Raw genomic sequence first — 22,073 nt, forward strand, 5'->3', positions numbered from 1 at the left:
ACAGATGGGATGTAAATAATTGTAAATGACTTTCAGCAAATAAAGGAATTGAAAGGAGCAATACGTTTTAAGAATTTTTATTTTTCTGTAAATAATGTTAAGTGGAAATTGTTGCGGCATCACGCAAAAATATCCCAGTAAATAAACTGGAATCTTTCGGTATCCCGCATGAAACTTTTCACCTATTTTTCGGTGATAAAAACATTTTTTTCATTTAAAGTGAACGGTAGCAATGTAAAAAAATATTGAAAACAATGAATAAATAGCCAAAAATGTTTCGGGTTAGGATGAAGGGTTTTGCGGTCTTTATCCGCTTGTGTTAAACACTGCAAAGATGATTGATGGCAGCCGTTTTGATAGCGGCAATCTGTTTTTTGTTTGGATGCACTGCTTTTTAAGCGTAGTACTTTGGGCTTTTTCGGCTGTTAGTTCATAAGAATTAAACGCTTATATGGTTAAGAAAGGGAAATACGCTGCACATGTTCACTGCTTATTGAAGATTAGGGGAGGTATGACAATATGGAAATAACTTTTTACCCTTTAACGGATGCGCAAAAACGAATTTGGTATACAGAAAAATTTTATCCTCATACAAGTATTTCAAATCTTGCGGGGATTGGTAAGCTGGTTTCAACTGAAAAGGTTGACTGGGTGCTGGTTGAGCAGGCGATTCAAGAGTTTATCCGCAGAAATCACGCCATGCGCCTTCGTTTGCGGCTCGATGAAAATGGGGAGCCTGTTCAATATATAAGCGAGTATCGGCCTGTTGATATAAAACATACTGACACCACTGGAGATTCGAATGCGATAGAGTTTATTTCACAATGGAGCCGGGAGGAAACAAAAAAGCCTTTGCCGCTGTACGAGTGTGACTTATTCCGTTTTTCCACCTTCACCATCAAGGAAAATGAAGTGTGGTTTTACGTAAATGTTCATCACGTGATTTCTGATGGGATTTCTATGAATATTCTTGGAAATGCGATTATGCGCATTTATTTAGAATTAGCGGGCCGCTCAGAAACAAACGAAGGAATCTCGCATTCATTTATCGATCATGTTTTATCTGAACAGGATTATGCTCAATCAAAGCGGTTTGAAAAGGACAAGGCGTTTTGGAACAAGCAATTTGGAACGGTGCCTGAACTTGTTTCTCTAAAAGGGAATGCTTCCGGTGGAGGGAGTTTAGATGCTGAGAGGTTCTCTAAGGATGTGCCTGAAGCGCTTCATCAGCAGATCCTATCGTTTTGTGAGGCAAACAAGGTCAGTGTTCTTTCAGTGTTTCAATCGGTGCTTGCCGCCTATTTGTACAGAGTCAGCGGCCAGAATGATGTCGTGACGGGAACCTTTATGGGCAACCGGACAAATGCGAAAGAGAAGCAGATGCTTGGCATGTTTGTTTCCACAGTTCCGCTCCGGACAAACATTGACGGCGGGCAGGCGTTCTTAGACTTTGTCAAAGACCGGATGAAGGATCTCATGAAAACACTTCGTCACCAAAAGTACCCGTATAACCTCCTGATCAACGATTTGCGTGAAACAAAGAGCTCTCTGACCAAGCTGTTTACGGTTTCTCTTGAATATCAGGTGATGCAGTGGCAGAAAGAAGAAGAACTTGCCTTTTTGACTGAACCGATTTTCAGCGGAAGCGGATTAAATGATGTTTCGATTCATGTAAAGGATCGATGGGATACTGGGAAGCTTACCATTGATTTTGATTACCGCACTGATTTGTTTTCACGTGAAGAAATCAACATTGTTTGTGAACGCATGATTGCGATGCTCGAGAATGCGTTATCGCATCCAGATCATACAATTGATGAATTAACGCTGATTTCTGAAGCGGAAAAAGAGAAGCTCTTTGCGAGGGCCGGCGGTGAACCTGTCAGCTATCGCAAGGGCATGACGATTCCAGAGCTGTTCCAAGAACAGGCTGAACTGCTTTCTGATCACCCGGCTGTTGTTTTTGAAGATCGAACATTGTCCTATCGAACGTTACATGAACAATCTGCACGCATCGCCAATGTGCTGAAACAGAAAGGGGTTGGCTCGGACAGACCTGTCGCGGTTCTGATTGAACGCTCTGAACGGATGATTACGTCTATCATGGGGATTTTAAAGGCCGGCGGAGCCTATGTGCCAATTGATCCCGGATTTCCGGCGGAACGCGTGCAATATATTTTGGAGGACTGCGGGCCGGATGTCATCCTGACTGAATCGGGGATTGCGGCTCCTGCAACTGATGCTGAGCTGATTGATTTTGATCAGGCGATTGCGGAAGGTGCAGACGAAATTCCGGCTGCTGATATAAACGCACGGAACCTTGCCTACATTATTTACACATCGGGAACAACCGGACGTCCGAAAGGCGTTATGATCGAGCATCGCCAGGTCCATCACTTGGTTGAATCTTTGCAGCAGACGATTTACCAAAACGGCAGCCAAACGCTGCGGATGGCATTGCTTGCGCCGTTCCACTTTGATGCGTCAGTGAAGCAGATTTTCGCGTCGCTTCTTTTGGGACAGACTCTTTACATCGTACCGAAGAAAACAGTGACGAACGGGTCTGCGCTTGCCGCGTATTATCGCAGGCACAACATTGAGGCAACGGACGGGACACCGGCCCACCTGCAAATGCTGATAGCGGCGGGCGATCTCAGCGGCCTCAAACTGAAGCATATGCTGATCGGAGGAGAGGGCCTATCGTCTGTTGTTGCGGACAAGCTGCTAAAGCTGTTTAAAGAAGCAGGCGCGTCGCCGTGTTTGACCAATGTGTACGGGCCGACTGAAACGTGTGTTGACGCGTCCGTTCATCCGGTTATCCCGGAGAGTGCTGTTCAATCAGCGTATGTGCCGATCGGGAAAGCGCTGGGGAATAACCGCTTATATATTTTAGACCAAAAAGGCCGGCTGCAGCCGGAAGGCGTGGCGGGCGAGCTTTACATCGCTGGCGATGGTGTCGGCCGAGGCTATTTGCATTTGCCTGAATTGACGGCTGAAAAGTTTTTACAAGATCCATTTGTCCCAAGCGATCGCATGTACCGGACCGGAGACGTGGTGCGCTGGCTGCCAGATGGAACAATCGAATACTTAGGAAGAGAGGATGACCAAGTAAAAGTCCGCGGATACCGGATTGAACTTGGGGAAATTGAGGCTGTGATTCAGCAGGCGCCAGACGTTGCGAAAGCCGTTGTTTTGGCACGTCCTGACGAACAGGGAAATCTTGAGGTTTCCGCATATGTTGTGCAGAAGCCTGGCAGCAAATTTGCTCCGGCCAGCCTGCGGGAACATGCGGCCAGACAGCTTCCTGACTATATGGTGCCGGCTTACTTTACTGAAATGACAGAAATCCCGCTCACGCCAAGCGGCAAAGTCGACCGCCGCCAGCTGTTTGCACTAGAGGTGAAGGCGGTCAGCAGCACGGCCTATACGGCGCCGCGCAATGAGACGGAGAACGCAATCGCAGCCATTTGGCAGGACGTGCTGAATGTTGAGAAGGCGGGGATCTTTGACAATTTCTTTGAAACGGGCGGCCATTCATTGAAGGCCATGACGCTTTTAACAAAGATTCATAAGGAAACAGGCGCTGACATTCCGCTTCAATACTTGTTTGAGCATCCGACGATTGCGGCTCTTGCAGAGGAAGCCGAACACAGAGAAAGCCGGACATTTTCAGCGATTAAACCTGCGGAAAAACAGGAGCATTATCCGCTTTCGTTGGCACAGCAGCGAACTTATATCGTCAGCCAGTTTGAGGATGCGGGTGTCGGTTACAACATGCCGGCGGCAGCGATTTTGGAAGGACCTTTAGAGGTTCAAAAGCTGGAGCGCGCATTTCAGGGGTTAATCCGCCGCCACGAGTCTTTGAGGACATCATTTGTTCTTGAAAACAGCACGCCGAGTCAGAAAATTCATGACAGCGTCGATTTCAACATCGAGGTGATTGAAAGAGGCGGCCGATCCGAAGAGGCAATAATGACTTCATTCGTACGGAGATTTGATCTGGCGAAAGCGCCGCTGTTCAGAATCGGCTTGATGGAGCTTGAAGAGAACCGTCATATGCTTCTGTTTGACATGCATCATTTGATTTCTGACGGTGTGTCCATCGGCATTATTTTGGAGGAGTTAGCACGGATATACAAAGGCGAACAGCTTCCTGAACTTCGTCTTCAGTATAAGGACTACGCCGTGTGGCAAAGCGGCCAGGCTGCTGAAGGATACCGGAAGGACGGGGCGTATTGGAAGGAAGTCTTTGCGGGCGAGCTTCCGGTGCTTCAGCTGCTGTCCGATTATCCGAGACCGCCTGTTCAAAGTTTTGAAGGGGATCGGGTGTCAATCAAGCTGGATGCGGGATTAAAGGATCGTTTAAATCGTTTGGCTGAACAAAATGGCGCCACGCTGTATATGGTGATGCTGTCCGCTTACTATACGCTTTTGTCAAAGTATACGGGACAGGATGACATCATTGTCGGAACGCCGTCAGCGGGCAGAAACCACTCTGATACAGAGGGCATTGTCGGGATGTTCGTCAATACGCTCGCGATACGCAGTGAAGTGAAGCAGGACGAGACGTTTACCCATTTGATCACGCGTGTCCGTAAACAGGTGCTGGATGCCTTTTCTCATCAGGACTATCCGTTTGAGTGGCTTGTAGAAGACTTGAACATTCCGCGTGATGTAAGCAGACATCCGCTGTTTGACACGATGTTCAGCCTTCAAAATGCGACAGAGGGCATTCCGTCTGTCGGCGATCTGGCCTTGTCTGTTCATGAGACCAACTTCAAGATTGCCAAATTTGATTTGACGGTACAGGCGAGAGAAACGGATGAAGGCATTGAGCTTGATTTGGACTACAGCACGAAGCTGTTTAAACAAAGCACGGCTGAAAGGCTGCTCAACCATTTTGCGCGTGTGCTTGAAGATGCCGCGGCTGAGCCTGAGAAACAGATATCTGAATACAAGCTTCTTTCTGAAGAGGAGGCTGCTTCGCAAATTCAGCAGTTTAACCCGGGAAGAACACTTTATCCGAAAGACAAAACGATTGTTCAGCTGTTTGAAGAGCAAGCAGCGAAAACGCCAAACTATCCTGCACTTCAATATGAAGGCGAATCACTCACTTATCGTGAGCTGAATGAACGGGCCAATCGTTTAGCCCGCGGAATTCTTTCTTGTGGAGCGGGAGAAGGAAGAACAGCGGCTGTCTTATGCGAGCGGTCAATGGACATGATTGTGTCGATTCTCGCGGTTTTAAAAGCTGGCTCGGCTTATGTTCCGATTGATCCGGAACATCCGGTTCAGCGGATGCAGCATTTCTTCCGCGACAGCGGAGCGAAGGTGCTTCTCACCCAGAAAAAATTAAAGGCTTTAGCAGAAGAAGCCGAATTTGGCGGCGTTATCGTACTTGCAGATGAGGAAGAAAGCTATCATGCTGATGCGCAAAATCTCGCACTGCCTCTTCAGTCAACGGCAATGGCCAACCTGACGTATACGTCAGGAACGACAGGGACACCAAAGGGAAATATCGTGACACATGCCAATATTCTGCGCACGGTGAAGGAAACGAATTATCTCAGTATTACAGAACAGGATACGATTCTCGGGCTTTCCAATTACGTGTTTGACGCGTTTATGTTTGATATGTTCGGTTCTTTGTTAAACGGAGCCAAGCTTGTGCTGATACCGAAAGAAACCGTTCTGGATATGGCTCGCCTGTCTCGTGTCATTGAGCGGGAGAACATCAGCATTCTCATGATTACAACGGCTTTGTTCCACCTGCTTGTCGACATGAATCCGGCGTGCTTGTCAACGCTGCGCAAGATTATGTTTGGCGGGGAGCGGGCTTCGGTTGAGCATGTAAGAAAGGCTTTGCAAACGGTTGGAAAAGGCAAGCTCCTTCACATGTACGGACCGTCTGAAAGCACGGTTTTCGCGACATATCATCCGGTTAATGAATTGGAGGAGCACACGCTGTCTGTACCGATTGGAAAACCGGTCAGCAATACGGAAGTATACATCCTTGACCGGGCGGGACACGCGCAGCCTGCCGGGATCGCCGGGGAGCTTTGCGTCAGCGGCGAAGGCCTCGTGAAAGGCTATTACAACCGTCCCGAACTGACTGAGGAGAAGTTCGTTCCACATCCGTTTACATCCGGCGAACGCATGTATAAAACAGGTGACCTTGCCAGATGGCTGCCGAATGGCGACATCGAATTTATCGGGCGGATCGACCATCAGGTGAAAATTCGCGGACAGCGCATCGAGCTTGGGGAAATCGAACATCAGCTGCAAACCCACGATCGCGTGCAGGAGACTGTCGTGCTTGCTGTTGATCAAGGAGCGGGAGACAAGCTGCTCTGCGCGTATTTTGTCGCAGAGGGAGAAATCTCATCTCAAGAGCTGAGAGAGCATGCGGCGAAGGATCTGCCGGCTTACATGGTTCCTGCGGTGTTTATTCAAATGGACGAGCTGCCGCTGACCGGAAACGGAAAAATCGACCGGAGAGCGCTGTCGCTTCCTGATGCCAGCGTCTCAAGAGGTGTGTCATATGTAGCGCCTCGAAATGAAACGGAACAAAAAGTCGCAAACATTTGGGAGCAGGTGCTTCAGGCTGAAAAGGTCGGCGTTTATGACCAATTCTTTGATATCGGCGGACATTCATTAGCAGGCATGAAGATGCTTGCCCTGGTTCATCAGGAACTGGGTGTTGAGCTGTCACTCAAAGATCTCTTCCAGTCACCGACGGTTGAGGGCTTAGCACAGGTGATTGTCTCTTCTGAAAAAGGGGCGGCCATCAGCATCAGCCCGGCAAAGAAACAAGATACGTATCCTGTTTCTTCACCGCAAAAACGGATGTACGTGCTCCAACAGCTTGAAGGAGCGCAAACGAGCTATAACATGCCTGCGGTTCTGCGCCTTGCAGGTGAGCTTGATGTTGAAAGGCTTAACAGCGTCATGCAGCAGTTGATGCAGCGTCATGAAGCCTTTAGAACCACGTTTGAAATAAAAAATGGAGAAACGGTGCAGCGGATCTGGGAAGAAGCTGAATGTGAGATGGCCTATTTCGAAGCCGCAGAAGAAGAGACAGAGCGGATCGTTTCTGAATTTATCAAGCCTTTCCAAATCGATCGGCTTCCGCTGTTCAGAATGGGGCTGATCAAGCTTTCCGAAACTGAGCATCTGCTGCTGTTTGATATGCACCATATTATTTCAGACGGAGCGTCTGTAGGCGTGCTGATTGAGGAGCTTTCGAAGCTGTACGACGGAGAAACCCTTGAGCCGCTCAGCATTCAATATAAGGATTATGCCGTGTGGCAGCAGCAGTTCATTCAGTCCGAGCTTTACAAGAAGCAAGAGGATCATTGGCTGAAGGAGCTGAACGGAGAGCTGCCAGTGCTGACGCTTCCGACTGACTGCAGCAGGCCTGCCGTTCAAACATTTGAGGGAGACCGCATTGCATTTTCATTAGAAGCAGGAAAAGCTGATGCTCTGCGCAGACTTGCAAAAGAAACGGATTCCACGCTGTACATGGTGCTTCTGGCTTCATACAGTGCGTTTTTATCGAAGCTAAGCGGTCAGCACGATATTATCGTCGGTTCACCTGTAGCCGGGCGCTCTCAAACAGACGTCAGCCGCGTTATCGGAATGTTCGTCAATACATTGGCGCTGCGTACGTATCCGAAGGGTGAAAAGACGTTTGCTGACTATCTCAGTGAAGTGAAAGAAACCGCGCTCAATGCTTTTGATGCGCAGGATTACCCGCTTGAGGACCTGATCGGAAACTTGCAGGTTCAGCGTGACACGAGCAGAAATCCGCTATTCGACGCCGTATTTTCAATGCAAAATGCGAACATCAAGGATCTGACGATGAAAGGGATTCAGCTTGAGCCTCATCCGTTTGAACGGAAAACGGCCAAGTTTGATATCACGCTGACGGCTGATGAAACGGACGGAGGGCTTACGTTCGTATTTGAATACAATACAGCGTTGTTTAAGCCGGAAACAATCGAACGATGGAAGCGATACTGGATGCAGCTTCTAGACGCGGTCACCGACAACCCGAACCAGCCGCTTTCCAGCCTGTCACTCGTCACCGAAACAGAAAAACAAACGCTTCTTGAGGCATGGAAGGGCAAAACATTGCCTGTGCCGACAGACAAAACTGTTCATCAGCTATTCGAAGAAACGGCTCAGCGCCACAAAGACCGCCCGGCTGTCACCTACAACGGCCAGTCGTGGACGTACGGCGAGCTGAATGCCAAGGCGAATCGTCTCGCCCGGATTTTGATCGACTGCGGTATCAGCGCGGATGAGCGCGTCGGTGTTCTCACGAAGCCGTCGCTTGAAATGTCCGCCGCGGTGCTCGGCGTCTTAAAGGCGGGGGCGGCGTTTGTGCCGATTGATCCTGACTATCCGGATCAGCGGATTGACTACATTTTACAAGACAGCGGCGCAAAGATTCTCTTGAAACAGGAAGGTATTTCAGTACCGGATAGCTTCTTGGGAGAGGTCATTCTTCTTGACGGCGACCGCACGATTCTGAGCCTGCCGCTTGATGAAAACGACGAGGAAGATCCGCTCACAGCTACAAAAACGGAGAACCTCGCGTACATGATTTACACGTCTGGAACGACCGGACAGCCGAAGGGTGTCATGGTCGAGCACCATGCGCTTGTGAACCTGTGCTTTTGGCACCATGACGCGTTCAGCATGACAGCGGAGGACCGCAGTGCGAAGTACGCGGGCTTTGGATTCGACGCCTCCATTTGGGAGATGTTCCCGACGTGGACAATCGGCGCCGAACTTCACGTCATTGATGAAGCGATCCGCCTCGATATCGTCCGCCTGAACGACTATTTCGAAACGAACGGCGTGACGATCACGTTCCTGCCGACGCAGCTGGCGGAACAGTTCATGGAGCTTGAGAACACGTCACTCCGCGTCCTCTTGACCGGAGGAGACAAGCTGAAGCGCGCGGTCAAACGGCCGTACACGCTCGTCAACAACTACGGGCCGACAGAAAATACAGTCGTCGCCACAAGCACAGAGATCAATCCGGAGGAAGGCTCACTTTCCATCGGGCGGGCGATCGCCAATACGAGAGTATACATTCTCGGCGAGGGCAATCAAGTGCAGCCGGAAGGCGTGGCCGGAGAGCTTTGCGTAGCGGGTCGCGGGCTGGCACGCGGTTACCTGAACAAGGAAGACGAAACCGCGAAGCGGTTTGTCGCCGATCCGTTTGTGCCGGGTGAACGCATGTACCGCACCGGCGATTTGGTGAAATGGGTGAACGGCGGCATCTCGTACATCGGCCGGATCGACCAGCAGGTCAAGGTTCGCGGCTACCGGATCGAGCTGTCAGAAATCGAAGTCCAGCTCGCCCAGCTTTCTGAGGTGCAGGATGCGGCGGTGACAGCTGTCAAAGATAAAGGCGGCAATACAGCGATCGCGGCGTACGTGACACCGGAAACAGCTGACATAGAAGCACTGAAATCAGCACTGAAAGAAACCTTGCCGGATTACATGATCCCGGCGTTCTGGATGACATTAAATGAACTTCCGGTTACGGCAAACGGCAAAGTAGACCGCAAATCCCTGCCTGAGCCGGACATCGAAGCGGGAAGCGGAGAATACAAAGCGCCAACAACCGACATGGAAGAGCTGCTTGCCGGCATTTGGCAGGATGTGCTCGGCATTTCGGAGATCGGTGTCAGTGACAATTTCTTCTCACTCGGCGGAGATTCCATCAAAGGAATACAAATGGCGAGCCGCTTGAATCAGCACGGCTGGAAGCTGGAAATGAAAGATCTCTTCCAGCATCCGACAATCGAGGAGCTCACCCAATACGTGGAGCGTGCCGAAGGCAAACAGGCGGACCAAGGGCCTGTGGAAGGCGAAGCCATTCTGACGCCGATTCAGCGCTGGTTCTTTGAAAAGAACTTCACAAACAAGCACCACTGGAACCAATCGGTGATGCTTTACGCCGCGAAGGGTTTTGATCCTGAACGGGTGGAGAAAGCATTACAGGCGCTGATCGAGCATCATGACGCGCTTCGCATGGTTTACCGTGAGGAGCCGAAAGAGGTCGTTCAATATAACAGAGGACTTGATGCTGCTTTAGCTCAATTGGAGATCATCCAAATTGAGGGCCAAGCGAAAGATCATGAAGACCGCATAGAGAGAGAAGCGGAACGGCTGCAAAGCAGCATTGACTTACAGGAAGGCGGCTTGTTAAAAGCCGGCTTGTTCCAAGCGGAAGATGGAGACCACTTGCTTCTTGCCATTCACCACTTAGTGGTAGACGGCGTGTCGTGGCGGATTTTACTGGAGGATTTCGCCGCGGTTTATACACAGCTTGAGCAAGGCAATGAACCGGTTCTCCCGCAGAAAACACATTCATTTGCGGAGTATGCGGAGAGATTGCAAGACTTCGCGAATTCCAAAGCCTTTTTGAAAGAAAAAGAGTATTGGAGACAGCTTGAAGAACAGACTGTCGCGGCAAAGCTTCCGAAGGATCGCGAATCTGGTGATCAGCGAATGAAACATACAAAGACAATCGAATTCTCGCTGACTGCTGAAGAGACAGAACAGCTCACCACAAAGGTGCATGAGGCATATCACACAGAAATGAATGATATTTTGCTGACGGCATTCGGATTGGCGATGAAGGAGTGGACAGGTCAGGATCGAGTAAGTGTTCATTTAGAGGGGCATGGACGTGAAGAAATCATAGAAGACCTGACCATTTCCCGCACAGTCGGCTGGTTTACGAGCATGTACCCGATGGTGCTCGATATGAAGCATGCGGATGATCTGGGCTACCAGCTGAAGCAAATGAAAGAAGATATCAGACATGTACCGAATAAGGGAGTCGGATACGGCATTCTGCGCTATCTGACGGCGCCGGAACACAAAGAAGATGTGGCGTTCTCGCTTCAGCCGGATGTCAGCTTTAACTATTTAGGACAGTTCGACGACATGTCGGACGCAGGCTTGTTCAAGAGATCAGAGCTGCCGTCAGGACAGTCGTTAAGCCCGGAAACAGAAAAACCGAACGCGCTCGATGTTGTCGGATATATCGAAAACGGAAAACTGACGATGTCACTGGCCTATCATTCTCTTGAGTTTCATGAAAAAACGATACAGACATTCAGCGACAGTTTTAAAGCCCATCTTCTCGGAATCATTAAACATTGCCTATCTCAAGATGGAACGGAACTGACGCCGAGCGACCTTGGCGACGACGATTTGACGCTGGATGAACTAGATAAATTAATGGAAATTTTCTAATAGAGGTGGCATATGAGCAAAAAGTCGATTCAAAAGGTGTACGCACTGACACCAATGCAGGAGGGAATGCTGTATCATGCGATGCTTGATCCGCATTCTTCCTCGTACTTCACACAATTAGAGCTTGGGATTCACGGTGCTTTTGATCTTGAAATCTTTGAGAAAAGCGTCAATGAACTGATTCGGTCTTATGATATTCTCCGTACGGTATTTGTGCATCAGCAGCTGCAAAAACCGCGTCAGGTTGTGTTAGCTGAACGCAAAACAAAGGTGCACTATGAAGATATTAGTCATGCGGACGCAGACCGCCAGAAAGAGCACATTGAGCGTTATAAACAAGATGTGCAGCGCCAAGGTTTTAACCTGGCAAAAGACATGTTGTTCAAGGTGGCGGTTTTCCGTCTTGACGCAGATCAGCTGTATCTTGTCTGGAGCAATCATCATATTATGATGGACGGCTGGAGCATGGGCGTGCTCATGAAAAGCCTGTTCCAAAACTACGAGGCGCTCAGAGGAGGCCGGACACCGGCAAACAGTCAGGGCAAACCTTATTCCGACTACATCAAGTGGCTCGGAAAACAAGACAATGAAGAAGCAGAGAGCTACTGGAGCGAACGCTTGGCGGGTTTTGAACAGCCGAGCGTGCTTCCGGGCCGCCTGCCTGAGAAAAAAGACGAGTATGTCAATAAAGAATACTCATTTACATGGGACGAAACACTGGTTGCCCGCATTCAGCAAACTGCAAACCGTCACCAAGTGACAGGGCCCAACCTGTTTCAGGCTGTTTGGGGTATTGTTCTCAGCAAATACAACTTTGCGAATGACGTTGTCTTCGGCACGGTCGTATCGGGACGGCCGTCTGAAATCAACGGGATTGAAACGATGGCGGGGCTGTTTATCAACACCATTCCGGTGCGGGTAAAAGTTGATCGTGATGCAGCTTTTGCTGATATTTTCTCAGCTGTCCAGCAGCATGCGGTAGAGGCGGAGCGCTACGATTACGTGCCGCTATATGAGATTCAAAAACGCTCAGCCCTTGATGGCAATCTCTTGAACCATTTGGTCGCGTTTGAAAATTATCCGCTTGATCAAGAGCTTGAAAATGGCAGCATGGAAGACCGCCTCGGATTTTCTATCAAGGTAGAAAGCGCATTTGAGCAAACAAGCTTCGACTTCAACCTGATTGTATATCCGGGCAAAACGTGGACCGTCAAAATCAAATATAACGGAGCCGCCTTTGATTCCGATTTTATCGAACGGACAGCGGAGCACCTCACCCGCATGATGGAAGCGGCTGTCGATCAGCCGGACGCTTATGTGCGTGAGTACGGGCTTGTGAGAGACGAAGAGCAGCGGCAAATGGTCGAGGTGTTTAACCAGACAAAAGCCGAATTCCCTGAAGGGGTGGCCGTTCATCAAGTGTTTGAAGAGCAAGCGCAACGGACACCGGCAAGCCCTGCCGTTGTATATGAAGGAGCCGAGCTGACATACCGTGAGCTGAATGCAGCGGCAAACCGTCTGGCGAGAAAGCTTGTCAAACAAGGTCTTCACAAAGGGGAAACAGCCGCGATTATGAACGACCGCTCGGCAGAAACCGTTGTCGGTATGCTGGCTGTGTTAAAAGCAGGCGCCGCCTATGTGCCGCTTGATCCGGCGCTTCCTGAGGACCGTCTACGTTTCATGGCGGAGGACAGCATGATTCGCATGGTATTGGCCGGAAAGTCTTATACAGAGCAGGCGCATCAGCTGCAAGTGCCGGTTCTTACACTGGACAGCGGTTTTGAAGAGAGCGAAGCGGCTGACAATCTCAATCTGCCATCCTCGCCGTCTGATTTGGCATACATCATGTATACATCTGGTTCGACGGGCAAACCGAAGGGCGTCATGATTGAACATAAAAGCATCTTGCGCCTCGTCAAAAATGCCGGTTACGTTCCTGTTCACGAGGAGGACCGCATGGCGCAAACGGGAGCTGTCAGTTTTGATGCAGGCACCTTTGAGGTATTCGGCGCACTGCTGAATGGCGCAGCGCTTTATCCGGTCAAAAAAGAGACGCTGCTTGATGCCAAACCATTTGCGGCCTTCCTGCGTGAACAGAAAATCACGACCATGTGGCTGACATCACCTTTATTCAACCAGCTTGCCGCAAAGGACGCCGGCATGTTCGGCACATTACGCCATTTAATCATCGGCGGAGACGCGCTCGTGCCGCATATCGTCAGCAAAGTGAAACAGGCATCGCCGTCGCTTTCGTTGTGGAACGGATATGGCCCGACAGAAAACACGACATTTTCAACAAGTTTTCTGATCGACCGTGAGTACAGCGGCTCTATTCCAATTGGGAAGCCTATCGGAAATTCAACTGCCTACATCATGGATGAACAGCAGCGTCTGCAGCCAATTGGCGCGCCGGGTGAGCTGTGCGTCGGAGGAATTGGTGTAGCGCGAGGATATGTCAATCTCCCTGAACTGACGGAGAAGCAATTTCTCGAAGATCAGTTCAGACCGGGTGAAAGGATTTATCGCACTGGCGACTTGGCGAGATGGCTGCCGGACGGGAATATCGAGTTTTTAGGCAGAATCGACAATCAAGTGAAGGTGCGCGGCTTCCGAATTGAGCTTGGCGAAATTGAAGCAAAACTGAACATGGCGGATCATGTGACAGAGGCTGCGGTGATCATCCGCAAGAACAAAGCGGATGAAAATGAAATTTGCGCGTACTTTACGGCGGACCGCGAAGTATCTGTGAGCGAGCTGAGAAAAACGCTGTCTCAGGCTTTGCCTGATTATATGGTTCCCGCCCATTTGATTCAGATGGACAGCCTGCCGCTCACGCCGAACGGAAAAATCAACAAAAAAGAACTGCCTGCGCCTCAATCAGAAGCTGTACAGCGGGAATACGCAGCACCAGAGACAGAGAGTGAAAAGAAATTAGCGGAGATTTGGGAAGGGATTCTCGGCGTCAAAGCAGGCGTTACCGATAACTTTTTTATGATCGGCGGCCATTCGTTGAAAGCGATGATGATGACGGCGAAAATCCAAGAGCAATTTCATAAGGAAGTGCCGATAAAAGTGCTTTTTGAAAAGCCGACCATTCAAGAACTGGCGCTGTATTTGGAAGAGAACGAAGGCAAGGAGGAGCAGACGTTTGAACCGATCAGGCAAGCACCTTATCAGCAGCATTATCCTGTATCCCCAGCCCAGCGGAGAATGTATATCCTCAATCAGCTTGGACAAGCAAACACAAGCTACAACGTCCCCGCTGTACTTTTGCTGGAGGGAGAAGTAGAGAAAGACCGGCTTGAAAACGCGATTCAGCAATTAATCAACCGGCACGAAATTCTCCGTACATCGTTTGACATGATCGACGGAGAGGTTGTACAAACCATTCATAAAAACATATCGTTCCAGCTGGAGGCTGCCAAGGGACGGGAAGAAGATGCGGAAGAGATAATCAAAGCGTTTATTCAGCCGTTTGAATTAAACCGCGCGCCGCTCGTCCGTTCGAAGCTTGTCCAGCTTGAAGAAGAACGCCACCTGCTGCTCATTGATATGCACCATATCATTACTGACGGCAGTTCAACAGGCATTCTGATCGGTGATCTCGCCAAAATGTATCAAGGCGCTGATCTTGAGCAGCCGCAGATTCACTATAAAGATTACGCTGTTTGGCATAAGGAACAGGCTGATCTTCAAAAGGATGAAGCATACTGGCTCGATACCTTTAAAGGCGAGCTGCCGATTCTTGATCTTCCGGCGGATTTCGAGAGGCCTGCTGAACGGAGCTTTGAAGGAGAGCGCGTGATGTTCGGGCTTGATAAACAGATGACGGCTCAAATTAAGACACTCTTGGCCGAAACGGATACGACAATGTACATGTTTTTGCTGGCGGCGTTCAATGTCCTTCTTTCTAAGTACGCGTCACAGGACGATATCATTGTCGGCTCGCCGACTGCGGGAAGAACACATCCTGATCTGCAAGGTGTGCCGGGCATGTTTGTCAACACGGTGGCATTAAGAACGGCGCCTGCGGGGGATAAAACCTTTGCGCAATTCCTTGAAGAGGTCAAAACAGCCAGCCTTCAAGCTTTCGAGCACCAGAGCTATCCGCTTGAGGAGCTGATTGAAAAGCTTCCGCTTACAAGGGATACCAGCCGAAGTCCGCTGTTCAGCGTGATGTTCAACATGCAGAATATGGAGATTCCTTCATTGAGATTAGGAGATTTGAAGATTTCTTCGTATTCCATGCTTCATCACGTCGCGAAATTTGATCTCTCCTTGGAAGCAGTCGAGCGTGAAGAGGATATCGGCCTAAGCTTTGACTATGCGACTGCCCTGTTTAAGGACGAGACGATCCGCCGCTGGAGCAGCCACTTTGTCAATATCATCAAATCGGCCGCGGCTAATCCGAACGTCCGGCTGTCTGATGCAGACTTACTTTCACCAGCAGAAACGGCTGCTTTGCTTGAAGAAAGGCATATGACTCAAAAGACTGAAGCAACCTTTGCAGCTCTTTTCGAAAAACAGGCCCAACAAACACCTGATCATCCTGCGGTAAGGTCTGGGGGAAATCTGCTGACCTATCGCGAGCTTGATGAACAGGCGAACCAGCTGGCGCATCATCTTCGCGCGCAAGGGGCAGGGCGTGAAGACATCGTCGCGATTGTCATGGATCGGTCAGCTGAGGTTATGGTATCGATTCTTGGTGTCATGAAAGCGGGGGCGGCTTTCCTGCCGATTGATCCTGATACGCCTGAAGAACGAATCCGTTATTCACTAGAGGACAGCGGAGCGAAAATTGCGGTCGTGAACGAAAGAAACATGACGGCCATTGGGCAATATGAAGGAACAATCGTCAACCTTGATGACGCGAAATGGAGAAATGCGAGTAAGGAGCGCCCCTCACCGATCTCCGGGTCTCATAATCTTGCATACGTCATTTATACGTCCGGTACGACCGGGAAGCCGAAGGGCGTGCAGATCGAGCATCGCAATCTGACAAACTATGTTTCTTGGTTTAGTGAAGAGGCGGTTCTAACGGAAAGCGATAAGACTGTATTGCTTTCGTCTTACGCATTCGATCTGGGCTATACGAGCGTGTTCCCTGTGCTTCTGGCAGGGGGCGAGCTCCACATCGTGCCGAAGGAAACCTATACGGCGCCGGATGAAATGGGGCGTTATATCAAGGAGCACGGGATCACTTATATCAAACTGACACCGTCTCTGTTCCATACGATGGTGAATACGGCCAGCTTTACAAAAGAGCCAAACTTTAAATCCTTGCGCTTGATTGTCTTGGGAGGAGAAAAAATCATTCCGGCTGATGTTCTCGCCTTCCGCAAGGTGTACGGACATACCGAATTTATCAATCACTACGGCCCGACTGAAGCAACGATCGGCGCCATCGCCGGACGGGTTGATCTATCTGAACCGGATGCGTTCGCGAAACGCCCGACAATCGGACAGCCGATTGCGAATGCCGGCGCGCTTGTCTTAAATGAAGCATTAAAGCTTGTGCCTCCGGGAGCGAGCGGCCAGCTCTATATCACGGGACAGGGGCTTGCGAGAGGGTATCTCAACAGGCCTCAGCTGACGGCGGAGAGGTTTGTTGAAAATCCATATTCACCGGGCAGCCTCATGTACAAAACCGGAGATGTCGTGCGGAGACTTTCTGACGGTACACTTGAATTTATCGGCCGGGCTGATGATCAGGTGAAAATCCGCGGCTATCGCATTGAGCCAAAGGAAATTGAAACGGTCATGCTCAGCCTCAGCGACATTCAAGAAGCGGTTGTGCTGGCGGTTTCCGAGGGCGGGCTTCAAGAGCTTTGCGCGTATTATACGGCGGAGCAAGCCATTGAAAAAGCAGAGCTCCGGAACCAGCTTTCACAAACACTGCCGTCTCATATGATTCCTGCTTTTTTTGTGCAGATGGACGCCATTCCGCTGACCGCAAACGGGAAAAGCGACAGAAACGCATTGCCAAAGCCGAATGCGGCACAATCCGTACGCAGGGCCTCAGCCGCACCGGAAACAGCGCTTGAAGAGAGCCTATGCCGCATTTGGGAGAAAACGCTTAGCATAGAAGCGATCGGCATCGATGACGATTTCTTCGATTTAGGCGGCCATTCATTAAAAGGGATGATGCTCATCGCCAATATTCAGGCCGAATTGAGGAAAACCGTACCGCTTAAAGCCTTGTTCGAGCAGCCGACTGTCCGCCAGCTGGCGGCTTATATGGAGGCGTCGGCGGTTTCAGGCGCCCATCACTTTCTCAAACCGGCTGACAAACAGGAGATGTACCCACTGTCATCCGCACAGAAACGGATGTATGTACTGAATCAGCTTGACCGGCAGACGATTAGCTACAACATGCCATCTGTTCTTCTGATGGAAGGCGAGCTTGATATTTCTCGTCTGCGCGACTCGCTCAATCAGCTTGTGAACCGCCACGAGTCATTGCGTACGTCATTTGTAGAAGCAAATGGTGAGCCTGTTCAGCGCATTATGGAGGAGGCGGCGATTGATCTTCACGTGTTTGAAGCGGAAGAAGATGAAGCGGAACAAAAAATCAAGGAATTTATCCAGCCATTCGACTTAAACGATGCACCGCTCATTCGCGCGGCATTGCTTCGAATTGAAGCGAAAAAACATTTGCTGCTGTTGGATATGCATCATATTATCGCAGACGGCGTATCAAGAGGCATTTTTGTAAAAGAATTGGCACTGCTTTACAAAGGAGATCAGCTTCCGGAGCCGGCGCTTCATTATAAGGATTTCGCCGTTTGGCAAAATGAAGCGGAGCAGAAGGAGCGGATGAAGGAGCATGAAGCGTACTGGCTCTCGGTTCTTTCAAGCGAGCTGCCTGAGCTTGATCTTCCGCTCGATTACGCCCGTCCGCCTGTGCAAAGCTTTAAAGGGGACACGGTCCGTTTCCGTACGGGGAGTGAGACGGCAAAGGCGGTAGAAAAACTGCTCTCGGAAACTGGGACGACCTTGCACATGGTGCTTCACGCTGTTTTCCACGTCTTTTTAAGCAAAATTTCCGGACAGCGTGATATCGTCATCGGCTCCGTTACTGCCGGCCGGACGAATGCTGATGTCCAAGACATGCCGGGAATGTTCGTTAATACGCTTGCCTTAAGAATGGAAGCGGAAGAACAGCAAACATTTACAGAGCTCCTCGAGCAAGCGAAGCAGACGAACCTGTCAGCGCTGGAGCATCATGAATATCCGTTTGAGGATTTGGTCAATCAGCTTGATCTCCCTCGGGATATGAGCCGAAATCCATTGTTTAACGTAATGGTGACGACAGAAAATCCTGATAAAGAACAGCTCGCATTGCAGAATCTAAGCATTTCACCTTACGAGTCCCATCAAGGAACGTCTAAGTTTGATCTGACATTAGGCGGATTTACTGATGAAAACGGCATCGGCCTGCAGCTCGAATATGCGACTGATCTGTTCTCAAAAGAAACGGCTGAGAAATGGAGCGAATATGTTCTGCGTTTACTGAAGGCTGTTGCGGAAGATCCGAACCAGCCGCTTTCCAGCCTGTCACTCGTCACCGAAACAGAAAAACAAACGCTTCTTGAGGCCTGGAAGGGCAACACGCTGCCTGTGCCGACAGACAAAACCGTTCATCAGCTATTCGAAGAAACGGCTCAGCGCCACAAAGACCGCCCGGCTGTCACATACAACGGCCAGTCGTGGACGTACGGCGAGCTGAATGCCAAGGCGAATCGTCTTGCCCGGATTTTGATCGACTGCGGTATCAGCGCGGATGAGCGCGTCGGCGTTCTCACGAAGCCGTCGCTGGAAATGGCCGCCGCGGTGCTCGGCGTCTTAAAGGCGGGGGCGGCGTTTGTGCCGATTGATCCTGACTATCCGGATCAGCGGATTGACTACATTTTACAAGACAGCGGCGCGAAGATTCTCTTGAAACAGGAAGGCATTTCAGTACCGGATAGCTTCTTGGGAGAGGTCATTCTTCTTGACGGCGACCGCACGATTCTGAGCCTGCCGCTTGATGAAAACGACGAGGAAGATCCGCTCACAGCTACAAAAGCGGAGAACCTCGCGTACATGATTTACACGTCAGGAACGACCGGTCAGCCGAAGGGTGTCATGGTTGAGCACCATGCGCTTGTGAACCTGTGCTTTTGGCACCATGACGCGTTCAGCATGACAGCGGAGGACCGCAGTGCGAAGTACGCGGGCTTTGGATTCGACGCCTCCATTTGGGAGATGTTCCCGACGTGGACAATCGGCGCCGAACTTCACGTCATTGATGAAGCGATCCGCCTCGATATCGTCCGCCTGAACGACTATTTCGAAACGAACGGCGTGACGATCACGTTCCTGCCGACGCAGCTGGCGGAACAGTTCATGGAGCTTGAGAACACGTCACTCCGCGTCCTCTTGACCGGAGGAGACAAGCTGAAGCGCGCGGTCAAACGGCCGTACACGCTCGTCAACAACTACGGGCCGACAGAAAACACAGTCGTCGCCACAAGCACAGAGATCAATCCCGAGGAAGACTCACTTTCCATCGGGCGTGCAATCGCCAATACGAGAGTATACATTCTCGGCGAGGGCAATCAAGTGCAGCCGGAAGGCGTGGCCGGAGAGCTTTGCGTAGCGGGACGCGGATTGGCGCGCGGCTATCTGAACAAGGAAGATGAAACCGCGAAGCGGTTTGTCGCCGATCCGTTTGTGCCGGGTGAACGCATGTACCGCACCGGCGATTTGGTGAAATGGGTGAACGGCGGCATCGCATACATCGGCCGGATCGACCAGCAGGTCAAGGTCCGCGGCTACCGGATCGAGCTGTCAGAAATCGAAGTCCAGCTCGCCCAGCTTTCTGAGGTGCAGGATGCGGCGGTGACAGCTGTCAAAGATAAAGGCGGCAATACAGCGATCGCGGCGTACGTGACACCGGAAACAGCTGACATAGAAGCACTGAAATCAGCACTGAAAGAAACCTTGCCGGATTACATGATCCCGGCGTTCTGGGTGACATTAAATGAACTTCCGGTTACGGCAAACGGCAAAGTAGACCGCAAATCCCTGCCTGAGCCGGACATCGAAGCGGGGAGCGGGGAATACAAAGCGCCGACAACCGACATGGAAGAGCTGCTTGCCGGCATTTGGCAGGACGTGCTCGGTATTCCGGAGATCGGTGTCAGTGACAATTTCTTCTCACTCGGCGGAGATTCCATCAAAGGAATCCAAATGGCGAGCCGCTTGAATCAGCACGGCTGGAAGCTGGAAATGAAAGATCTCTTCCAGCACCCGACAATCGAGGAGCTCACCCAATACGTGGAGCGTGCCGAAGGCAAACAGGCGGACCAAGGGCCTGTGGAAGGCGAAGCCATTCTGACGCCGATTCAGCGCTGGTTCTTTGAAAAGAACTTCACAAACAAGCACCACTGGAACCAATCGGTGATGCTTCACGCCGCGAAGGGTTTTGATCCTGAACGGGTGGAGAAAACGTTGCAGGCGCTGATTGAACATCATGACGCGCTCCGCATGGTTTATCGTGAGGAAAACGGGGACATCATTCAAGCATATAAACCGATCAGTGAAAGCAAGGTCAGCTTCGAGATCGTTGATTTGTACGGCACTGATGAAGAGATGCTGAAAAGCCAGATCAAGATTCTCGCGGACAGGCTGCAAAGCAGTCTCGATCTGCAAAACGGACCGCTTCTGAAAGCCGAGCAATACCGTACGGAAGCTGGCGATCACCTGCTCATCGCTGTACACCATCTCGTGGTCGACGGCGTATCATGGCGGATTTTACTTGAAGATTTTGCTTCAGGCTACGTGCAGGCTGAGAAAGAAGAGAACATTGTCTTCCCGCAAAAAACAAACTCCTTCAAGGACTGGGCGGAAGAACTGGCGGCATTCAGCCAATCAGCAGATCTTTTACAACAGGCTGATTACTGGGCGCAAATGGACGCTGAACAAGTTTCTCCTGTGCCGAAGGACTACGAAACAGAGCGGCGGATTGTCAAACATACCTCATCCGTCCTCTGTGAATTAACGGAAGAAGACACCAAACATCTCTTAACAGATGTTCATCAGCCATATGGAACCGAAATCAATGATATTCTTCTCAGCGCGCTCGGTTTAACGATGAAAGAATGGACAGAAGATGCCAAAATCGGCATAAACCTGGAGGGACACGGACGGGAGGACATCATCCCGAATGTGAATATCTCCAGGACGGTCGGCTGGTTTACCGCACAATATCCTGTTGTGCTCGACATATCTGAAGCAGACGCCTCAGCCGTGATCAAATCAGTCAAAGAAAACCTGCGCCGCATTCCGGACAAAGGTGTTGGCTACGGCATTCTCCGTTATGTCACAGAAACAGCGGAAACCAAGGGCTTTACGCCAGAGATCAGCTTTAACTATTTAGGCCAATTCGACAGTGATGTAAAAACCGACTTTTTTGAGCCGTCCGTTTTCGATATGGGGCGTCAGGTAAGCGAAGAATCAGAAGCGCTGTACGCTTTAAGCTTCAGCGGCATGATCAGAAACGGCCGGTTTGTGCTTTCCTGCTCCTACAATGAGAAGGAGTTTGAAAGAGCTACAGTCGAGGAGCAAATGGAACGGTTTAAAGAAAACCTCCTGATGCTGATCCGCCATTGCACGGAAAAAGAGGACAAGGAGTTCACGCCAAGCGACTTCAGCGCCGATGATCTTGAAATGGACGAAATGGGCGATATCTTTGACATGCTTGAGGAGAATTTAAAATAAGACGCAAGGGAATTACAGGAGGCGGG

The 22,073-nt window shown here is 50.4% G+C and carries 2 protein-coding genes; both read left to right on the top strand.

Annotated elements, in window-relative coordinates; translation table 11 throughout:
- Nucleotides 1-519 precede the first annotated feature (519 nt).
- Nucleotides 520-11,283 (top strand): surfactin non-ribosomal peptide synthetase SrfAA, encoded by a 10,764-nt coding sequence (gene srfAA, locus JMN17_RS18310; RefSeq protein WP_202328835.1) that lies wholly within the window; start codon nucleotides 520-522, stop codon nucleotides 11,281-11,283.
- A gap of 12 nt (nucleotides 11,284-11,295) precedes the next feature.
- On the top strand, nucleotides 11,296-22,047 hold the full coding sequence (gene srfAB / locus JMN17_RS21835; RefSeq protein WP_202328840.1) for a surfactin non-ribosomal peptide synthetase SrfAB: 10,752 nt from the start codon (nucleotides 11,296-11,298) through the stop codon (nucleotides 22,045-22,047).
- Nucleotides 22,048-22,073: the final 26 nt, after the last annotated feature.

It is taken from the genome of Bacillus sp. RHFS10 (assembly GCF_016757475.1).
Classification (GTDB): Bacteria; Bacillota; Bacilli; order Bacillales; family Bacillaceae; genus Bacillus; species Bacillus subtilis_G.